Source organism: Lysobacter niastensis (assembly GCF_031457115.1).
Taxonomy (GTDB): Bacteria; Pseudomonadota; Gammaproteobacteria; order Xanthomonadales; family Xanthomonadaceae; genus Lysobacter_J; species Lysobacter_J niastensis_A.
On the sequence record NZ_JAVDVY010000001.1, the window covers coordinates 876,568 to 895,005 of the forward strand.

Below are 18,438 nucleotides of genomic sequence, written 5' to 3' on the forward strand. Positions count from 1 at the left end.
CGATGAACGGGATTGTCCTGCGCGATATCCACCAGCCGCCAGCGCCTTCGTTGTGGCCGCCGGCGCCGGGCTGGTGGCTGGTCGCCATCGCGTTGCTGGGCGTGGCCGCATGGTGGTGGTGGCGCCGCCGCCAACGCGAACGCAAGCGTCTGGCCATGGCCTCGTTGTTCGACCGGACGCTCGAAGCCGCCACGACATCGGCCGACCAGGTCGCCGCCATGTCGGAGTTGCTGCGCCGCGCCGCACGGCGAGTGGAAGCATCCGCCGACCGCCTGCAGGGCGATGCGTGGCTGGAGTTCCTCGACCGCCCGACCACCAGCGGAAAGCGCAAGCGAGCGATCCACGACAAGCCTTTCGCACAAGGCGCAGGACGGCTGCTGCTCGACGGCGGGTACCGCCGTGAGGTCGAGCCGGAGCAGGTCGACGCGTTACGAGTGCTCGCGCGGCAACGGTTCCTGCAATGGATGGGCGCGGCATGATCGAGGCGATGAGCGCATCGCTGGCGTCCTGGCTGGGGCACTTCGCATGGCCCTGGTGGCTGCTCGCGCTGCCGTTGCCGTGGCTGGCCCGCATACTGCTGCCACCGCTGCGAGGCAACTCGGTGGCGTTGAAGGTGCCATATGGCGATCGACTCGACGCCGTGGCGAAAGCGGGCGGGCGTGGCGTGCTGGCCGGTGGCATCGGTCTGCTGCCGTGGCTGGCGTGGATCCTGTTGTGCGTGGCGGCCGCCCGCCCGCAGCAGCTCGGTGAAGCCGTGGAGCCGCCGCAGGAGGGTCGCGACCTGATGCTGGCGCTCGACCTGTCGGGCAGCATGAGCGAACCGGACATGGAACTCGGCGATCGGCCGGTCGATCGTCTCACCGCCGCCAAGGCGGTGCTGTCGGATTTCCTCGATCGACGCGGCGGCGACCGGGTCGGCCTGATCGTGTTCGGTCGTCGCGCCTACGCGCTGACACCGCTGACCCGTGACCTGACCTCGGTTCGCCAGCAATTGCAGGATGCCGTGATCGGCCTGGCGGGGCAGGAGACCGCGATCGGCGATGCGATCGGCCTGGCGGTCAAGCGCCTGTACGCACAGCCCGCGGAGCAACGCGTCCTGATCCTGCTCACCGATGGCGTCAACACCGCCGGTTCGCTGGAACCGCGCAAGGCCACCGAACTGGCACGCGACGCTGGTGTGCGCGTGCATACGGTGGCCTTCGGCGGCGACGGCACGATGTCGGTGTTCGGTTTTCGCTTGCCGATGCCCGGTGGCGGCGACGAAATCGACGAAGCTTCGCTGCGCGCCATCGCCTCGAAGACCGGCGGACGCTTCTTCCGTGCGCGTGATACCGCGCAGCTCGCAGGCATCTACGCCGAGATCGATCGGCTGGAACCGATCCGTCATCCGGGCCCGGCGCTGCGCCCGCGCATCGAGCGGTACTGGTGGCCCTTGGCCGCGGCCTTCGTGCTGGCCCTGCTCGCATTTGCGCAGCCCACATTGGTGCGTAGCAGGCGGAGGCTGGCATGAGCATGGACTTCTCCGCCCTGCACCTGCTGCGTCCGCACTTTCTGTGGGCGCTGCTGGCGCTGCCATTGCTGGCGGCCTGGTGGCGCGGGCGACGGCTTCGCGAGGGCGTCTGGCAATCGCTGGTCGATCCGCATCTGCTGCCCCACCTGCTGGAGAAGAAAGCGGACCGGCGCAGTCGCGTGGGTTTCGGTTTGACCGCGCTGGCCTACGGACTGTCGGTGCTGGCATTGGCCGGGCCGAGTTGGCGGCAGGGCGAGCAGCCGCTGTGGCAGACGCGTACACCATTGGTGGTAGCGCTGGATCTTTCCGGTGCCGCGCTGGCGTCCGACCTGCCGCCTTCGCGGCTGGCGCAGGCGCGTGCCAAGATCGCCACGTTGCTGCGCGAGCGGCAGGGCGGGCAGGTCGCTCTGGTGGCCTATGCAGGCGACGCTTTCACCGTGGCGCCATTGACCGACGATGCCGGCAACGTCGCCTTGTTCCTCGACGCACTGGCGCCAGAGGTGATGCCGGTGGACGGCCAGCGCGGTGACCGTGCCATCGCCTGGTCATCGCAGTTGTTGCGGCAGGCCGGATTCGCGAGCGGTCAGATCCTGTTGATGACGGACCACGCCGACGACGCTGCGCGCGTCGCGGCCGGCGAGGCGGCACGCGCCGGCTACCGCGTTTCCGTGATCGGTTTGGGTAGCGAGGAAGGGGCTTCGTATCGCCGCATGGACGGCAGCATCGACACTGCCCGTCTCGACGCGTCATCGCTGCGCGCACTGAGCGGCGGCGGCGGCGGCCGCTACTCGGCCCTGACACCGGATGACGCCGATATCCGCGCGCTGGGCGTGCTCGAGCCCGGCATCGACGATGCCGATGCCAAAGGCGGTCCGAAGGGACGCGTGTGGCGGGATGAAGGCTACTGGCTGTTGCCTCCGCTGATGCTGCTGGCGCTGTTTGCATTCCGTCGACGTGGCGCTGCCGCCCTGGTCGTGTTGTGCTTCGTGCTGCCATGGCAACCGGCGAGGGCCGTGGAGTGGTGGCAACGCGACGACCAGGCGGCGCATTCGCGGCTGGAACGCGGGACGAAGGCCTATCGTGCGGGCGACTACGCCGGGGCCGCGCAAACCTACCAGAGCGTCGACAGCGCAGACGCGCACTACAACCGCGGCAACGCGCTGGCCAAGGCCGGCGCGTATCCGCAGGCGATCGACGCCTACGACGAGGCCTTGAAGCGCGAACCGGGCATGGCCGATGCGATCGCCAACAAGCGCGCGGTCGAGGCGGCGATGAAGCGCAAGCCGCCATCCGGACAATCGGGACAGCAGAACCCGCAATCGTCGAAGGGCGGCCAAAGCCAGCCATCGCAAGGGCAGGGCGCGCAGGCAAAACCCCAAACTGGTCAGCAAAAGGACCGTTCGCAGGCGCAACAGCAGCCGCAGACGCCGTCGCAGGACCAATCCAAAGCCACGCCCGCCGACGCCAAGGCGCAACAGGCTGCCGATGCGGCGCAGCGCGAGCGCATGCAACGCGCGTTGCAGCAGGGCAAGCCGCAGGCAGGAGATCAGCGCAGTCCGGCGCGGCCGGCCAACGAGACGCCGCAGCAACGCGAGCGGCGCCTGGCCAACGAGGCCTGGTTGCGGCGCGTGCCGGACGATCCGGGCAGCCTGCTGCGCGAGAAGTTCAGGCTCGAGCACGAGCGCCGCCAACTGCGAGGGTCGCTGGAAGAATGATCGGGAGATTGGCCACGATGCATCCGCTGCAGCGCCGCTTCGCTTTCCTTTTCGGAGCGTGGCTGCTGCTGTCGATGATCAGCCTGGGCGCGTCCGCGCAGACGCGCGCCTGGCTCGATCGCGACAATATCGCGGCCGGGGAGACGGTCACGCTCAACATCGAGACGACGTCGGCGGTGTCCGTGTCGCCGGACTACACGCCGTTGCAGCGGGATTTCTTTCTCACCGGCCATACCAGCCGGCGCGAGTACGAACTGGTCAACGGCCGCAGCCGCACGCGGACCCTGTATGCCGTGGCCTTGCAGCCGCGGCGCGAAGGCCTCATCGCGATTCCGCCGCTGTCCGTGGGCGGCGAGCGCACCCAGCTGCTGAGCCTGCAGGTCGCGGCGCGCAGCGCGCAGGTGCCAGCGCGCGCCGGCGCCGACGTCTTCATCGAGAGCGAGGCGGACGATGAAGCGCCCTACGTGCAGCAGGCGGTGGGCTGGGTGGTGCGGCTGTATTCGGCGGCGCCGCTGGTATCGGGCCAACTCGACCAGATGGCACCCGACGGCGCATCGTTGCAGCGCGTTGGCGACGACGCGCAGTTCGTGCGCGAAATCGCCGGGCGCCGCTACAGCGTGGTCGAGCGACGTTTCCTGCTGATACCCGAACGTAGCGGCGCGCTGACCGTCCCCCCTGCGACCTTCGAAGGGCGCGGCACGGGAGGCTTCTTCGATGATCTGTTCGGCAACCGCGGCGGCGAGTTGCGCGCGCAGGCGGCGCCGCGGTTCCTGCAAGTGCGGTCCGCGCCGGCCAACGCGCCGCAGCCGTGGTTGCCTTTGCACGACCTGCAGTTGCGTTACCAGTCCACGCCGCAGGAACTGCGGACCGGAAGCGCGGCGACGTTGACCGTGGAAGCCGTGGCCGACGGTGCCACCGCCGCCCAAATGCCCGAACTGCAGTTGCCCGCGATCGATGGCGTGCAGGTATTTCCTGATCCAGTGCAGGCGGACGAGCGTTTCGTCGAGGGTCGTCCGCGCGTCAAGCTGACCCGTCGTTTTTCGCTAGTGCCCTCGCGCGCCGGGCAGGCGCAGTTGAGCGGCATGCGCCTGCAGTGGTGGGACGTGCGCGCGGGCGCGGTGCGCAGCGCCAGCCTGCCTGCCCTGTCATGGCCGGTCGCGGTCGGTGATGCCGCGTCGACGGACCAGAACGCAGCGAGCGCGTCGGCCGCTCCGGCAACCGTCACGGCTGCCGGCACCGCTGCCGTGCCTTGGGGCGCGATGCAGGGAGCCAACCGCAACTGGATCCTGATCGCGCTGCTGTTCGCCGCGCTGTGGTTGTTCACGCTGGTGTGGGGCCTGCATCGCCGGGCGCCAGCGGTTGCGGCTGCATCGAAGGAACCGGTCGACGCCATGCCCGCGGAGATCCGCAGCCAGGCCGATCTGAAGCGGGCGCTGGACCATGCCGATTTTGGCGAACTGGCCCAGACCCTGTGCGCGATGGCGAGGCCGCCGGCACAGGGCATCGACGAGGTGCTCGCCAGATTGGCCGACCCGCGCCAGCGCCAGGCCATCCAGGCGATGGAGCGGGCGCGCTGGGGCGGGGGCGACGGCCCGGCCGCACGCGGACTGCTGCGCAGCGCCTTCGCCCAGGGGCCGCGCTGGCGTACTGCTGAGTCGACGGCGCCTTCGCCACTGCCTCCGCTGTACCCGCAAGGCGAGGCAAAAGGCGGTCCGGGAGGTGGTTCGGGCGGATGAACCGGGTGGGCCTGGTGTAATCTCGCCGGCTGCCTCGCCCGAGAGAATTGCATGAGCCACGCCAGCCTGCCCGAGATCCCCCTGCCGACCAAGGGCATGCCGCTGCACGTCAAGGTGCTGATCGGCTTCGTCGCCGGTGCGGTGCTCGGCCTGTTCGCCCACTTCGTCGCGCCGGGGTCGCCGCTGGTGATGGGCCTGGTGGGATATGTGGCTCAGCCGATCGGACAGTTGTTCCTGGCACTGTTGTTCATGTTGGTGCTGCCGCTGATGTTCTCGGCGCTGGTGCTGGGCGTGGCGGAGCTGGGCGACGTCGCCAGCTTGGGCAAGCTCGGCTGGCGCACGCTGATCTACACCGCCGTGGTCACGCTGATCGCGGTCGGCATCGGTCTGTTGATGGTCAACCTGATCGGACCCGGCCACGGCCTGGACCGCGGCATGCTCGACCAGGCGATGGCGCAGGGCGCGCAGAAAGCCGGAGAGATCGCCGCGACCGGCCAGCAGCTCGACTTCATGAAGATGCTGCTCGGCATCGTGCCGAAGAACGTGCTGGCCGCCGCGGTCGACGACAAGCAGAAGCTGGGCGTGATGTTCTTCGCGCTGATGATCGGCATCGGCCTGGTGATGACGCCGAGCCCGGCCACGCAGGCATTCAAGCACGCGATCCAGGGCCTGTTCGAGATCTGCATGCGCCTGATCGGCATGATCATCAAGATGGCGCCGTACGCGGTGTCGTGCCTGATGTTCGCGCTGTGCGCGCAGTTCGGCTGGGAACTGCTGCTGGTGCTGGGCAAGTTCGCGTTCACCGTTGTCGCGGCGATCGCCGTGCACATGTTCATCGTGCTGCCGCTGTGGGTGAAGTTCATGGGCGGCATGAGCCCGCGCGCGTTCTTCCGCGGGAGCCAGGAAGCGCTGCTGACCGCCTTCGCCACAGCGTCCTCGACCGGCACGCTGCCGGTCACGCTGCGCGTGGCCGAGCAGAACCTCAAGCTGCCGCGCAAGGTCTCGCGCTTCGTGCTGACGGTGGGGGCATCGGCCAACCACCACGGCACGGCGCTGTTCGAAGGCATCACGGTGCTGTTCCTGGCGCAGGCCTTCGGCGTCGAGCTGACCCTGGCGCACCAGGTGATGGTGCTGGGACTGTGCCTGCTCGGGGGCATCGGCACCGCCGGCGTGCCGGCCGGCTCGCTGCCGGTGATCGCGATGATCTGCGCCGTGCTCGGCATTCCCGCCGAAGGCGTGGGCATCATCCTTGGCGTCGACCGTTTCCTCGACATGTGCCGCACCTCGCTCAACGTCACCGGCGACCTGGCCACGGCCGTGGTGGTCGCCAACCGCACCCGCGACATCACCGAGGGCGAGATCGGGGAACTGCCGGTCGAAGGCGTGCCGGAAGCGGCTTCCTGAGGGATCCGCGTCTCCTTCCCCGCCTGCGGGGAAGGCCGAGGGAAGCGGCGCGACGGCCTCCCCATCTGATTCCCTGGCTCTGCCCGACCGGCGGGTCGTGACGCCGGCGCTGCGCCCGCACATCGCCAGAGCGCATGTGTCCCTGCCCGGATGAAGGCGTCCTCCACGCCGCTTTCGGCATCATCCGGTGTTCCCGCAGCCCGCGTGGAGCGCCGACATGACAGCCGACGGGAAAGGCGACCGCCCCGGCAAGTCCGGATTGCCGCTGCACTGGAAGATGGCGATCGGCTTCACGGTCGGCCTGCTGCTGGGCTTGGCCGTGCACTACGTCATCGGCGCCGGCAACCCGGCCGTGCAGTGGTTCACCACGTACATCACCCAGCCCGCCGGCACGCTGTTCCTGCGCCTGATCTTCATGCTGGTGATCCCGCTGCTGTTCTCGGCCCTGGTGATAGGCGTGGCCGAAATGGGCGACGTGCGCGCGCTCGGCCGCATCGGCTGGAAAACGCTGGGTTACACCGTGGTCGTGTCCGGCATCGCAGTGCTGATCGGGCTGGTGCTGGTGAACTGGCTCAAGCCCGGCGCCGGCATCGACCCGGCGTCGGCGCAGCAGTTGCTGGCGGAGGGCTCCGAACGCGCCAGCGCCATCGTCAGCAGCACGCGCACACAGCCCAAGGGCCTGGAAATGCTGCTGGGGATCGTGCCGGACAACATCGTCCGGGCCGCGGCCGAAAACGCCATCCTGGCGGTGATGTTCTTCGCGCTGATGCTTGGCATCGGCCTGGTGCTGACCCGCACCGCGGCTACCGAGGTGCTGCAACGCGGTATCGAAGGATTGTTTGAAATATCGATGACGCTGATCGGGCTGGTCATCCGGCTGGCGCCTTACGCGGTGTTCTGCTTCATGTTCAACCTGGCCGCGCTGTTCGGCTGGGAGCTGCTGGCGCGTCTGGGCGCGTACGTCGGCGTGGTGGTGCTGGCGCTGGCGCTGCACATGTTCGTGGTCTATTCGCTGGTGCTGAAGTTCGTCGGTGGCTATTCGCCGGCGAAGTTCTTCAAGGGCGTGCAGGAGGCGATGCTGATGGCGTTCTCCACCGCCTCCAGCAACGCCACGCTGCCGACCGCGCTGCGCGTGGCCGACGAGGAACTCGGGCTTCCGCGCCGCGTATCGCGCTTCGTGCTGACCGTGGGCGCCACCGCCAACCAGAACGGCACCGCCCTGTTCGAGGGGGTGACCGTGCTGTTCCTGGCGCAGTTCTTCGGCGTCGAGCTGACGTTGGCGCAGCAGGTGACGGTCATGTTCGTCTGCATCCTTGGCGGCATCGGCACCGCCGGCGTGCCGGCCGGCTCGTTGCCGGTGGTGGCGCTGATCTGCGGCATGGTCGGGGTGCCCCCGGAGGGCATCGGCCTCATCCTGGGCGTCGACCGCTTCCTCGACATGTGCCGGACCACGCTGAATGTGACCGGCGATCTGATGCTGGCAACCGTGGTATCGCGCGGCGAGATGGAGACGGAGGACGCGTCCGGGCCCACCACGTAGGGCTGGCCTCGGCCCGCCACTCCGGAAATTGCGCAGGCGGGAGTACAAACCCGTCCCGCCTGCGGCGGCCGGGGCGACAGCGCGCCCCCCGGATGGGACAATAGCCGGCCCTCCCGCCTGGGCTGCCCTCCGGCGCCTTGCGGCCTCCGCCCCGCTCCCGAAGACCCGCTCCCGACGCCATGACGACGCCCAGCCGCCGCGACCTTGCCAACGCCATCCGATTCCTCGCCGTCGACGCGGTGCAGGCCGCGAACTCCGGTCATCCCGGCATGCCGATGGGCATGGCCGACATCGCCGAGGTGCTGTGGAACGACTACCTGAGCCATAACCCCAGCAACCCGAACTGGCTCAACCGCGACCGCTTCGTGCTGTCCAACGGCCACGGCTCGATGCTGCAGTACGCGCTGCTGCACCTGGCCGGCTACGACCTGGCGCTCGACGAGCTGAAGAACTTCCGCCAGCTCGACTCCAAGACGCCGGGCCATCCCGAGAACTTCATGACGCCGGGCGTGGAAACCACCACCGGCCCGCTCGGCCAGGGCTTCGCCAATGCCGTGGGCATGGCGCTGGCGGAGAAGCTGCTGGCGCAGCGCTTCAACAAGCCGGACTTCGACGTCATCGACAACCGCACGTGGGTGCTCCTCGGCGACGGCTGCCTGATGGAGGGCATCTCGCATGAAGCGGCCTCGCTGGCCGGAACGTGGGGCCTGCACAAGCTGGTCGCGTTCTGGGACGACAACAAGATCTCCATCGACGGCAACACCGATGGCTGGTTCACCGACGACACGCCCAAGCGCTTCGAGGCTTACGGCTGGAACGTCGTGCGTGGCGTCGACGGCCATGACAGCGACGAGATCAAGACCGCGATCGACACCGCGATGAAGTCCACCGACAAGCCGACGCTGATCTGCTGCCGCACCACGATCGGTTTTGGTTCTCCGGGCAAGGCTGGCAAGGAATCCAGCCACGGCGCGCCGCTGGGCAAGGAAGAAGTGATCGCCACGCGCGAGGCGCTGAACTGGCCGTACGCCGCCTTCGAGATTCCGGAAGCCATCTACGACGGCTGGCGCGTGCGCAGCAACGGCGGCCAGCGCGAGCAGCAATGGAACCAGTTGTTCGCTTCTTACACGCGGCAGCATCCCGAGCTGGCCGCCGAACTGATCCGCCGCTGGAAGGGCGAACTGCCGGAAGGCTTCGTCGCCGCCGCCGATGCCTACATCGCCAAGCTGCAGGCCGAAGGCCCGACCGTGGCCTCGCGCAAGGCCTCGCAGATGGCCATCGAAACGTTCGCGCCGCTGCTGCCGGAGCTGATCGGCGGTTCGGCCGACCTGGCGCATTCCAACCTGACCCTGTGGAAGGGCAGCAAGTCGGTCGTCAGCGACGATCCCAACGCCAACTACATCCACTACGGCGTGCGCGAGTTCGCGATGACCGCGATCAGCAACGGCCTGGGCCTGCACGAGTGCTTCATCCCGTACGACGCGACCTTCCTGGTGTTCAGCGACTACGCGCGCAACGCCGTGCGCATGAGCGCGCTGATGGGCGCGCACGCGATCCACGTCTACACCCACGACTCGATCGGCCTGGGCGAGGACGGACCGACCCACCAGCCGATCGAGCACCTGGCTGCGCTGCGCTACATCCCGCACAACGACCTGTGGCGTCCGTGCGACGCGGTGGAGTCGGCCGTGTGCTGGAAGGAAGCGATCGTGCGCAACGACGGCCCGAGCTGCCTGATCTTCTCGCGCCAGAACCTGGCCCATCAGCAGCGCAGCGAGCAGCAGGTTGCCGACATCGCGCGCGGTGGTTACGTGCTGAAGGATTCCAACGGCGCGCCGGAGATCATCCTGATCGCGACCGGCTCGGAGGTCGACCTGGCCGTGAAGGCCGCCGCGCAACTGGGCGACAAGGTGCGCGTGGTGTCGATGCCGTCGACCGACGTGTTCGACCGCCAGGACGCCGACTACCGCGAGTCGGTGCTGCCCAAGGCCTGCCGCAAGCGCGTGGCCATCGAGGCGGGCGTCACTTCCTTCTGGTTCAAGTACGTGGGGCTGGACGGCGCGGTGATCGGCATCGACGACTTCGGTGCCTCGGCACCCGCGGAGAAGCTGTTTCCGCACTTCGGATTCACCGTGGAGAAGGTGGTCGAGGCGGCGAAGTCGCTGGGCTGAACGTAACGCGCTGCCGCGCGCGATGCCTTGAAAAGACGCTCCCGATGGAGCGTCTTTTTTGCGGCCAACCCGTCAACCGAACCCGGTCGTGAGATGCGCTAACTTGCCGTCCGCGACAATGCCAGCGACAACAGTCGCGCCTGAAGCCATTGCCCGAGGCCGGAGGTGCGCTCCAGCCCCATCCGTGCCATCGCCTCGTGGTCGGTCGATGTGCCCGTGCCGATCGCCCGCATCACGGTCTTCAGCTTCGCCGTGCGGCTCGCGGTGTTGGCTTTGAGCCAGGACAGGGCCATGACCAGGCGCTGCTCTACGACGGTGAAGTCGCTGCCGAGCGGGTAGTCAGGCAACGTGCCGTCGGCGCGGAACGCCGACATCGCCGAGGCCAGGTGCCCGGGCAGGTTGTCGGCGCAGTGGGCGGGCAACGCGAAATCGCCGCGCAGCTTGCCATTGGCTTTCGCCGTTTCGATCAATGTTGCCTGGAAACGCGCGTCGGCGATGCCGGCCATCGCGATGATGCAATCCTCGTCGCTGCGTCCGCGCACGTCGGCGATGCCGTACTCGCTGATGTAGACGTCGCGCAGATGGCGGGGGATGGTCGTGTAGCCATAGCTCCATAGCAGGTTGGAGGTGTTGCGGCCGCCGGCCTCGCGACTGGCGCGCAGCATCAGCACCGAACGCGCATCCGGCAGCGCGTGCGCCATCGCCACGAAGTTGTACTGGCCGCCGACGCCCGATACCACGTGGCCGTTCTCCAGCGCGTCCGACACGGCCGCGCCGAGCGCGGTGGCCATCATGCAGGTATTGAAGAAGCGCGCGCGTCGCCGCTGCATGCGTTCGAGCGATTCGTTGCTGCCGTAGAGCTCGTTGACCTCGCTGACCCGCTTCATGCCGATGCCGCGGCACTGATCCTCGGGCAGGTTTCGCAGCCACTGGTAGAACTCGGGCGAACCGAGATAGAACGCGCCGTGCAGGAACTCGCCTTCGCGTTCTAGCCGCGCCAGGTCGTCGTCGCTGGCGTGGCCGCTGTCGACGCGTCGCATCAGCGCCTCGTCGTCCACGACCTTGCGCCTGATCACGCCCACCTCGACCAGGCGACGGAATCCTTCGTTGATCATCTCGCTGCAGCCGTACAGCCCTTCGACGAACGGACCCAGCGCCGGATCGTCGACCTTCGCCGCGCGGAGCGCATGCAGCACCCTGCGATAAGCGGCGTTGTCGGTGTGGCGCAGCACCAGCGCGTGGCACAGCGCATCGGCCAGCGCGCCGATGCCGATCTGCAGCGTGCCGCCGTCGAGCACCAGCGTGCTGGCGTGGAAGCCGATCGCGTAGTCCGCATCGCTGACCGGCTGCCGCGGCAGCCCGAACAGCTTGGGGTAAGGGGCGGGCGGCGCGACGACGATGTCGAAGAAGGCGGCCTCCACGCTGGCGCTGCCACCCAGCCACGGCAGCTCGGGGTCGACCTCGGCGACCAGCAACGGACGCGGCAGTCCGCGCGCGACCAGCGCGTCGATCGCATCGAACGTCAGGTCGGTGTTGCACGACAGCGACAGCCGCGTACCGTCGGCGGAGCGCGCGACCTTCTGCACGATCGCGTTGACGCCGCGATCGCCCAGCGCTCTTGCCACGTGCGTGTAGTTCAGGCTGGCGTAGCGCCGCTGGGCCTGCGTCGAGTGCAGCAGTGCGCCGGACTGCATGTAGAACTCCTCGACTTCCATGTGTGCCGGCAGCGCATTGCGCTTGAGCGCCTGTACGTAGGTCAGGCGCGGAAAGTCGTCGCCGAAGTGGCGTTGCACGAATGGCCGGATAAATCGCGCCTCCAGGCCCTTGCCGCCGCCCGGCGGGTCCAGCGACAGCGCCGTATACAGGTGCAGCCGCCGCGAGGGATCGCGTTCGACGCGCGCGTACAGGGCGTTGAGCAGCCGATGCGGCTTGCCCAGGCCGAGCGGGGCGCCCACATGCAAGGGGCCGTCGATGCGCGAGAGCATGGCTTCGATGGCGGCGTCGAGGGAATCGAGAAGGACAGGAGCGGCGCGGGCAGTCATGCGGTCAGACTAACGCCAGCAACCCGGGCCGCACGTGAGTGAAGCCCTCGGGCTCCTTCGGGGATCATCGGGTGCGGTCAGCTGCGATGGTCGTGTCGATCCAGCGCACCAGCGCATCGATCGCCTCCACCATGACCTCCGCGTCCTTGCGTCCCGAGCGGGCCGGAACGTGGAAGGAGTGGTCGGCGTACTCGAGCCAGTGCAGGGTGCCGCGTGCGCCCAGGCGCTCGACCGTCGCCTGCAGCAGCGATTGCACGGCCAATTCATCCCGGGTGCCCTGCAGGAACAGCATCGGCACCTCCACGTCGAACAGGTGTGCCGCGCGTTCGTCGGACGGCTTTCCAGCCGGATGCAGCGGAAAGCCCAGGAACGCCAGGCCACGGACGCCCGGCAGCGGCGAGGCAGCTTGGGCTTGCGAGGTCATGCGGCCACCGAAGGACTTGCCGCCTGCCAGCAACGGCAGTCCTGGCGCGAGCTCCGCTGCCCGCGCGACGGCAGCGCGCACGGTCGCCTGCGCCAGGCGCGGAATATCCGGTCGTCTGGATCCGCGTTCCATATACGGGAACTGGTAGCGCAGCGTGGCGACGCCCCGCGCGGCCAATCCCTCCGCGATGGCGGCCATGAACGGATGCGCCATGCCGGCGCCGGCGCCATGGGCGAGCACATAGCAGGCTCGTGCCTCCGACGGCGCGATCAGCAACCCGGAAACGTTCTGCTCTTCGTCCAAGGTGATGGAGACCTGCTGCACGGCCGGCGTCATGGCGTCGCCTCCGCAGCGAGCCGCAGCAGCGCCTGCGCGTACTGCGGCGCCGTCGGCTCATGCATGAAGTACACGTGGACGTCCTGCCACGACGTCGACATCAACCGTTCCGCCCAGCGCGCCAGGTCGCTTTCGGAATACTCCTCCAGGCGCAGGCGTACATAGCCCCACGGTGCGGTCTCCACCAATGGCGGCGGCGCGTCGTCCTCGCGTTCGGACAGGCACAGCGCGGCGGACGATTTCCGGAGCAGGACGTAGACCTCCTCGTCGAACCAGCTGTCGTGGCGGAACTCGAACGCGGCGCGATGGTCCTGCGGCAGCACCTGCAGGAATTCCTCCAGTCGCGGCAGATCCTTCTTCAGGAAGGGCGGCAACTGGAACAGCACCGGGCCGCGCTTCACGCCCAGCGTATCCAGGGTCTTGTACAGATAGGCCACCGAGTCGGCAGCCGCACCGGCCTTCAGTCGCGCATCGTGGGTGATGCGCCGCGACGCCTTGATGGCGAAGCGGAAGTCCGCCGGTGTCGCCTCGGCCCAATGCTCCAGCACCGATGGCCTGGGCATCTGGTAGAACGTGTTGTTGATCTCGACCGTGGGCAGGTGCTGCGCATAGAAGGCCAGCATCGCGTCGGGCTTGATCTTCTCGGGATAGAAGGGGCCCTTCCATTCCTTGAAGGAATAGCCGCTGGCACCGGCCCATAGTCGTGGTGCAGTCATCGTCCGGCCCCGCGCGAAGGTTCGAGATGGCCAAGCTCAGCGAATATTCCGCCAAGCGACGCTTCGAAGCCACCCCCGAACCGGGGCCGGTCGTGGCCGAAGGCGGCAGCGGGCCGCTGCTGTTCGTCGTCCAGCAGCATTCGGCGCGGCGCCTGCATTACGACTTTCGCCTGCAATGCGACGGCGTGCTGAAGTCCTGGGCGGTGCCGAAGGGCCCTTCGCTCGATCCCGCCGACAAGCGCATGGCGGTGTACGTCGAGGACCATCCCTTCGATTACGGCTCGTTCGAGGGTGTCATTCCACCTGGGCAATACGGCTCCGGCGAGGTCATCGTCTGGGATTGCGGCACTTACAGCCCCGACGAGGACGGCACCTGGTTCCACGACCGCGAACAGGCGCAGCGCCAAGTCCGCGAAGGATTGGAGAAAGGCAAGCTCAGCATCCAGTTGCGCGGCGAGAAGCTCAAAGGCTCCTTCGCGCTGGTGCGCACCAAGGAAGCCAATCAGTGGTTGCTGATCAAGCACAAGGACCGGTTCGTCACCAAGGACGACATCACCGCGCGTGACCGGTCGGTGCTGTCCGGCGTGACGGTCGCGGACATGAAGGTGGTTCCCGCGCATCGCATTCCCGCGGCGCAACTGGTGCCCGCGTTGCGGACCGGATCGGTGCAACCGATGCCGGCGAAGCTGGCGCCGATGCTGGCCGAGATTGGCGATGCGCCGTTCCACCGCGACGGCTGGATGTGGGAGCCCAAGCTCGACGGCTACCGCGTGATCGCGTTCATCGACCGGGACGGCGTGCGCCTGCGCTCGCGTCGCGGACTCGACCTGACTCCCGCGTTTCCCGCGCTCGTGAAGGAACTGGGCGATCAGGGGGTGGACGGCATGGTGCTCGACGGCGAGATCGTCGCCTTCGACGCGAACGGCACGCCGTCGTTCAACGCGCTGCAGAACCGTGTGCAACTGAAGTCGCAGGCGGAGCTTGCGGCTGCCGACCGCAATGCGCCTGTGGTGTTTTTCTGCTTCGACCTGCCGTATTTCGCCGGTGTCGATCTGCGCGAAGTGCCGTACCGCGACCGGCGCCGCTATCTCGGGCAGGCGCTGCTGCCGTCGCCGCTGGTGCAACTCGTGCATGCCGACGAGGACGGCATCGCATTGCAGCAGGCCGCGCTGGCCAGCGGTTTCGAGGGCGTGGTGGGCAAGCGGCTGGACAGCCGTTACCACGCCGGCCGCCGATCGCCGTCCTGGCTGAAAGTGAAGCCCGTGCAGAGCGCCGAGTTCGTGATCGGCGGCTACACCCAGGGCAAGGGCGCGCGCGAATCGCTCGGCGCGATCCTCGTCGGCTATTGGGAGGACGGGCAGTTGCGTCATGCCTCGCACGTAGGCTCGGGTTTCGACGCGCGCACGCTGGATCGGTTGCTGGCGCGGCTGGCGCCATTGAAGCGCCGCTCGTGCCCGTTCGCGGAAAAACCGGAGCTCAACAATCCGACGACCTGGGTCGAGCCGGAGCTGGTGGCCGAGGTCCAGTTCCAGGAGTGGACCGGCGACGGGCATCTGCGCGCGCCGGTGTTCCTCAGGATTCGCGACGACATCGATGCGAAATCGGTACGGCGCGTCGCGCTGGCCAAACCCACCGGGTCGTCATCCCCGCGGAGGCGAGGAACCAGCGACTTGAAGGCCGCAAAAGCACCAGATTCCCGCCTCCGCGGGAATGACGAAGGGCAAGCGAACGGGGGCGAGAGCGCCGGCGAGATCGACGGCATCCTCTCGCAGCTCGACAACCCGAAGCACGCCTTCGAACTCGCCACCGGCCCGCACCGCATCCGCCTCACGCACCTCGACCGCGTCTACTGGCCCGCCAACGAGGCACTGCAACAGCCGCCGTTGACCAAGCGCGACCTGCTGCGCTACCTCGCCCAGGTCTCGCCGCTGATGCTGCCGCACCTGGCCGACCGGCCGCTGACGATGATCCGCATGCCCGACGGCATCCTCGGGCAACGCTTCTTCCAGAAGCACTGGACGCAGGAGCGCCCCGGCTTCGCCGAGTCCGTCACCGTGTTCTCGGGACACAAGGACGAGGAGCACGAGTACCTGTTGTGCAACAACCTGCCGACGCTGCTGTGGCTGGCGCAGTCGGGCACGCTGGAATTCCACATCTGGCACTCGCGGGCCAAGCCCGGCCCCGACGCCGTATCGAAGTCCACCGATTACGCCAGCTCGCTCGAATCGCTGGAAGCGTCGGTACTCAACTATCCGGATTACGTGGTCTTCGACATCGATCCCTATATCTATTCCGGCAAGGAAGCGGCGGGCGCGGAGCCGGAGCTCAACACCGTGGCCTTCGACAAGGGTCGCGAGATCGCCTTCCACCTGCGCGAGCTGCTGCACGGCATGTCGCTGGAGCCCATCGTCAAGACCTCGGGCAAGACCGGGCTGCACGTGTTCGTGCCGATCAGGCGGACCATCGACTTCGACGCCGCGCGCGAGGTGTCCGAGCTGGTCAGCCGGCATCTGATGCGCCTGCACCCGCGCGACATCACCATGGAGTGGAGCGTGCCCAAGCGGACCGGAAAGATCTTCATGGACCACAACATGAACGTCCGCGGCAAGACGCTGAATGTGGCCTATTCGCCGCGCGGAGAACCGGGAGCGCCGGTGTCGATGCCGCTCACCTGGGACGAACTGGCCGACGCCCATCCGCTCGATTTCCGGCTGAACAACGCGATAGCCCGGCTGGCCCGCACCGGCGATCGCTGGCGCGACGCGCTCCGGCATAAGCAGGACCTTGGCCGGATCCTGAAGCTCGGTTCGTGAAAGGAAATAGCCTGACGTTCACGCCTTCGTCATCGCGCCAATGCGACACGGCAGGGACACTGGGCTCCTCAAGTGGACCGTTCCCGCCGAGGCGGGACGGGCGGGTATTCGGTATTACGGAGGCCGTCATGGCTGCGCGTTCGATTGCATCGCTGAACATCTCCTTTGGGCTGGTGTCGATTCCGGTGAAGCTGTACACCGCCACTGAATCCAGCCATGCGATCTCCTTCAACCTGCTGCACAAGACCTGCGGTTCGCGCCTGAAGCAGCAACTGCTGTGCGCGCGCGAAGACATCCCGGTTCCGCGCGAGGACATCGTCAAGGGCTACGAGTTCTCCAAGGACCAGTACGTGATGTTCGAGCCCGAGGAGTTGAAGGCGCTCGAGGAGGCCGGCACGCACGCCGCCGACATCACCGAGTTCGTGCCGATCGAGGCGATCGACCCGGTGTACTTCGACAAGGCCTATTACCTGGCGCCGGACAAGGGTGGCGCCAAGCCTTACGCGCTGCTCGCGCGGGCATTGCGCGAATCCAAGCGATGCGCGATCGGCCGCTGGGCGGCGCGCGGCAAGCAGTACATCGTGATGATCCGACCGGTCGAAGACGGGCTGGTCATGCAGCAGTTGCTCTACGCCAACGAGGTGCGCTCGATCAAGGACCTCAACATCCCCAGTGCCGAGGTCAAGGCGGCCGAACTCAAGCTGGCCGAGCAACTGATCGACCAGCAGGCGTCCGACACGTTCGATCCGACGGCCTACAAGGACGAAGTGCGCGAGCGCATCGAAGCGGCGGTGCAGGAGAAGGTCGCGGGCCACGAGGTCACGCTGGCCGAGGAGCCCGAGCGCGGCGGTGCGCAGATCATCGACCTGATGGAGGCGCTGCGTGCCAGCCTGGGGAAGAAGGCGCCTGCGGCCGCGCGCAAGACGGCGACGGCCGCCAAACCTGCGCGCAAGCCGGCCAAGGCGGCGCCGCAGGCCGAGGCCGCTCCGGAGAAACGCAAGGGCACGCGGCGGGCCAAGTGAGAGCCTGTCCCATGTCTTCGCATGGCCCGCGTTGCCCCGCAGAGGCCCCCAGGTGGTGGTGCGCGCCGCTGCGCCTTGCTGACTGCAAGGTCAAGGCGCGCGGCGCCGCATGGCGGCCTCTGCAGGGCAGGTCCCCAGCTCCGGCGCGGGCCATGTGAAGGCATGGGACAGGCTCTGATGCACCAGTACGGGGTGGGCGACGTCGAAAAGCTGCTCCGCCTGCCGCGCAGCACGGTGCGCGCGCTGGTCGATGCCGGCTTCGTGGCGCCGCTGCGCGGGCCGCGCAACACTTTGAAGTTCTCGTTCCAGGACCTGATCGTGTTGCGCACCGCACAGGCGCTGGCGGTCGCCAACGTTCCGAAACGACGGATCATGCGGGCGCTCAAGGAACTGCGCGGCCGATTGCCGGAGGCGATGCCGCTGTCCGGCCTGAGCATCGGTGCAATCGCCGACCACGTCGTCGTGCGCGAAGGCGGAAGCCGCTGGCATGCCGAATCGGGACAGTACCTGCTCGCGTTCGAAGGCGACCCGGCGCAGGGCTCGTTGCGCGTGATCGAGCAGGCGCAGGCCGTGGTGCCGGCCGAGGAGGGTGACTGGTACTCGCGAGGCGTCGCGCTGGAGCGCGAGGACGTTGATGCGGCGATGCTGGCCTATCGGCGCGCCATTGCCGAGGATCCAGATCATCTGCATGCGCGCATCAACCTGGGGCGGCTGCTGCACGACGCCGGGCACCTGGAACTCGCCGAGCGGGCCTACCGCGATGGCATCGATGCCGGTGGCCGGGATGCGTTGCTGTTCTACAACCTCGGCGTCCTGCTGGAAGACATGGATCGCAAGCCAGAGGCGGTGCACGCCTACGAGGCGGCGCTGCGCGAGGATCCGCAGTTCGCCGACTGCCACTACAACCTGGCGCTGCTGTGCGAGGAATTGGGAGAGCCGCGCCAAGCGATCCGGCACATGTCGCAGTACCGGCGGTTGGCGGGCGATTCAGCCGGTTAGCATCGCGGGG

The 18,438-nt window shown here is 68.0% G+C and carries 13 protein-coding genes; 10 read left to right on the forward strand and 3 right to left on the reverse strand.

The window, feature by feature from the left end:
• The first annotated feature begins 2 nt into the window (after positions 1 to 2).
• The 7 genes from J2X06_RS04015 (at position 3) to tkt (ending at position 10,076) form a co-directional block, all read left to right on the forward strand.
• The gene (locus J2X06_RS04015; RefSeq protein WP_310058582.1) at positions 3 to 479 is read left to right on the forward strand and encodes a DUF4381 domain-containing protein; all 477 of its coding nucleotides are present in this window, start codon (positions 3 to 5) and stop codon (positions 477 to 479) included.
• Positions 476 to 1,510, forward strand: coding sequence for a vWA domain-containing protein (locus tag J2X06_RS04020; protein ID WP_310058584.1), 1,035 nt, complete (start codon positions 476 to 478; stop codon positions 1,508 to 1,510). Before J2X06_RS04015 ends, J2X06_RS04020 begins: the two co-directional genes overlap by 4 nt.
• Entirely contained in the window at positions 1,507 to 3,225 is a 1,719-nt protein-coding gene (locus J2X06_RS04025) for a VWA domain-containing protein (protein ID WP_310058587.1), read from the forward strand. Before J2X06_RS04020 ends, J2X06_RS04025 begins: the two co-directional genes overlap by 4 nt.
• 17 nt (positions 3,226 to 3,242) lie before the next feature.
• Entirely contained in the window at positions 3,243 to 4,961 is a 1,719-nt protein-coding gene (locus J2X06_RS04030; RefSeq protein WP_310061221.1) for a BatD family protein, read from the forward strand.
• Between the two features lie 51 nt (positions 4,962 to 5,012).
• Entirely contained in the window at positions 5,013 to 6,365 is a 1,353-nt protein-coding gene (locus J2X06_RS04035; protein ID WP_310058590.1) for a dicarboxylate/amino acid:cation symporter, read from the forward strand.
• A 217-nt stretch (positions 6,366 to 6,582) separates the two neighbouring features.
• The gene (locus J2X06_RS04040; protein ID WP_310058593.1) at positions 6,583 to 7,905 is read left to right on the forward strand and encodes a dicarboxylate/amino acid:cation symporter; all 1,323 of its coding nucleotides are present in this window, start codon (positions 6,583 to 6,585) and stop codon (positions 7,903 to 7,905) included.
• A gap of 179 nt (positions 7,906 to 8,084) precedes the next feature.
• A complete protein-coding gene (gene tkt / locus J2X06_RS04045; RefSeq protein WP_310058596.1) occupies positions 8,085 to 10,076 on the forward strand; it encodes a transketolase in 1,992 nt (663 codons plus the stop codon).
• Positions 10,077 to 10,174: 98 nt separating this feature from the next.
• Here the strand turns inward: tkt and J2X06_RS04050 are convergent, their stop codons facing one another.
• The 3 genes from J2X06_RS04050 to J2X06_RS04060 all read right to left on the reverse strand — a co-directional run bounded on the left by J2X06_RS04050 (position 10,175) and on the right by J2X06_RS04060 (position 13,594).
• Positions 10,175 to 12,118 (reverse strand): acetyl-CoA hydrolase/transferase C-terminal domain-containing protein, encoded by a 1,944-nt coding sequence (locus tag J2X06_RS04050; RefSeq protein ID WP_310058599.1) that lies wholly within the window; start codon positions 12,116 to 12,118, stop codon positions 10,175 to 10,177.
• A 64-nt stretch (positions 12,119 to 12,182) separates the two neighbouring features.
• Positions 12,183 to 12,878, reverse strand: coding sequence for an alpha/beta hydrolase family protein (locus J2X06_RS04055; RefSeq protein ID WP_310058601.1), 696 nt, complete (start codon positions 12,876 to 12,878; stop codon positions 12,183 to 12,185).
• Positions 12,875 to 13,594 carry a DUF72 domain-containing protein gene (locus tag J2X06_RS04060; protein ID WP_310058604.1) on the reverse strand — a complete coding sequence of 240 codons (720 nt, stop codon included), beginning with the start codon at positions 13,592 to 13,594 and terminating at the stop codon, positions 12,875 to 12,877. The genes J2X06_RS04055 and J2X06_RS04060 overlap by 4 nt, the downstream gene beginning before the upstream one ends.
• 26 nt (positions 13,595 to 13,620) lie before the next feature.
• Between J2X06_RS04060 and ligD the strand changes: the two genes are divergently transcribed.
• The 3 genes from ligD to J2X06_RS04075 all read left to right on the forward strand — a co-directional run bounded on the left by ligD (position 13,621) and on the right by J2X06_RS04075 (position 18,428).
• Positions 13,621 to 16,407, forward strand: a complete 2,787-nt coding sequence (gene ligD / locus J2X06_RS04065) for a DNA ligase D (protein WP_310058607.1) — start codon at positions 13,621 to 13,623, stop codon at positions 16,405 to 16,407.
• 128 nt (positions 16,408 to 16,535) lie between these two features.
• Positions 16,536 to 17,429, forward strand: coding sequence for a Ku protein (locus tag J2X06_RS04070; protein WP_310058609.1), 894 nt, complete (start codon positions 16,536 to 16,538; stop codon positions 17,427 to 17,429).
• Positions 17,430 to 17,606: 177 nt separating this feature from the next.
• Complete coding sequence (locus tag J2X06_RS04075; protein ID WP_310058613.1) at positions 17,607 to 18,428, forward strand: tetratricopeptide repeat protein; 822 nt, start codon at positions 17,607 to 17,609, stop codon at positions 18,426 to 18,428.
• Positions 18,429 to 18,438: the final 10 nt, after the last annotated feature.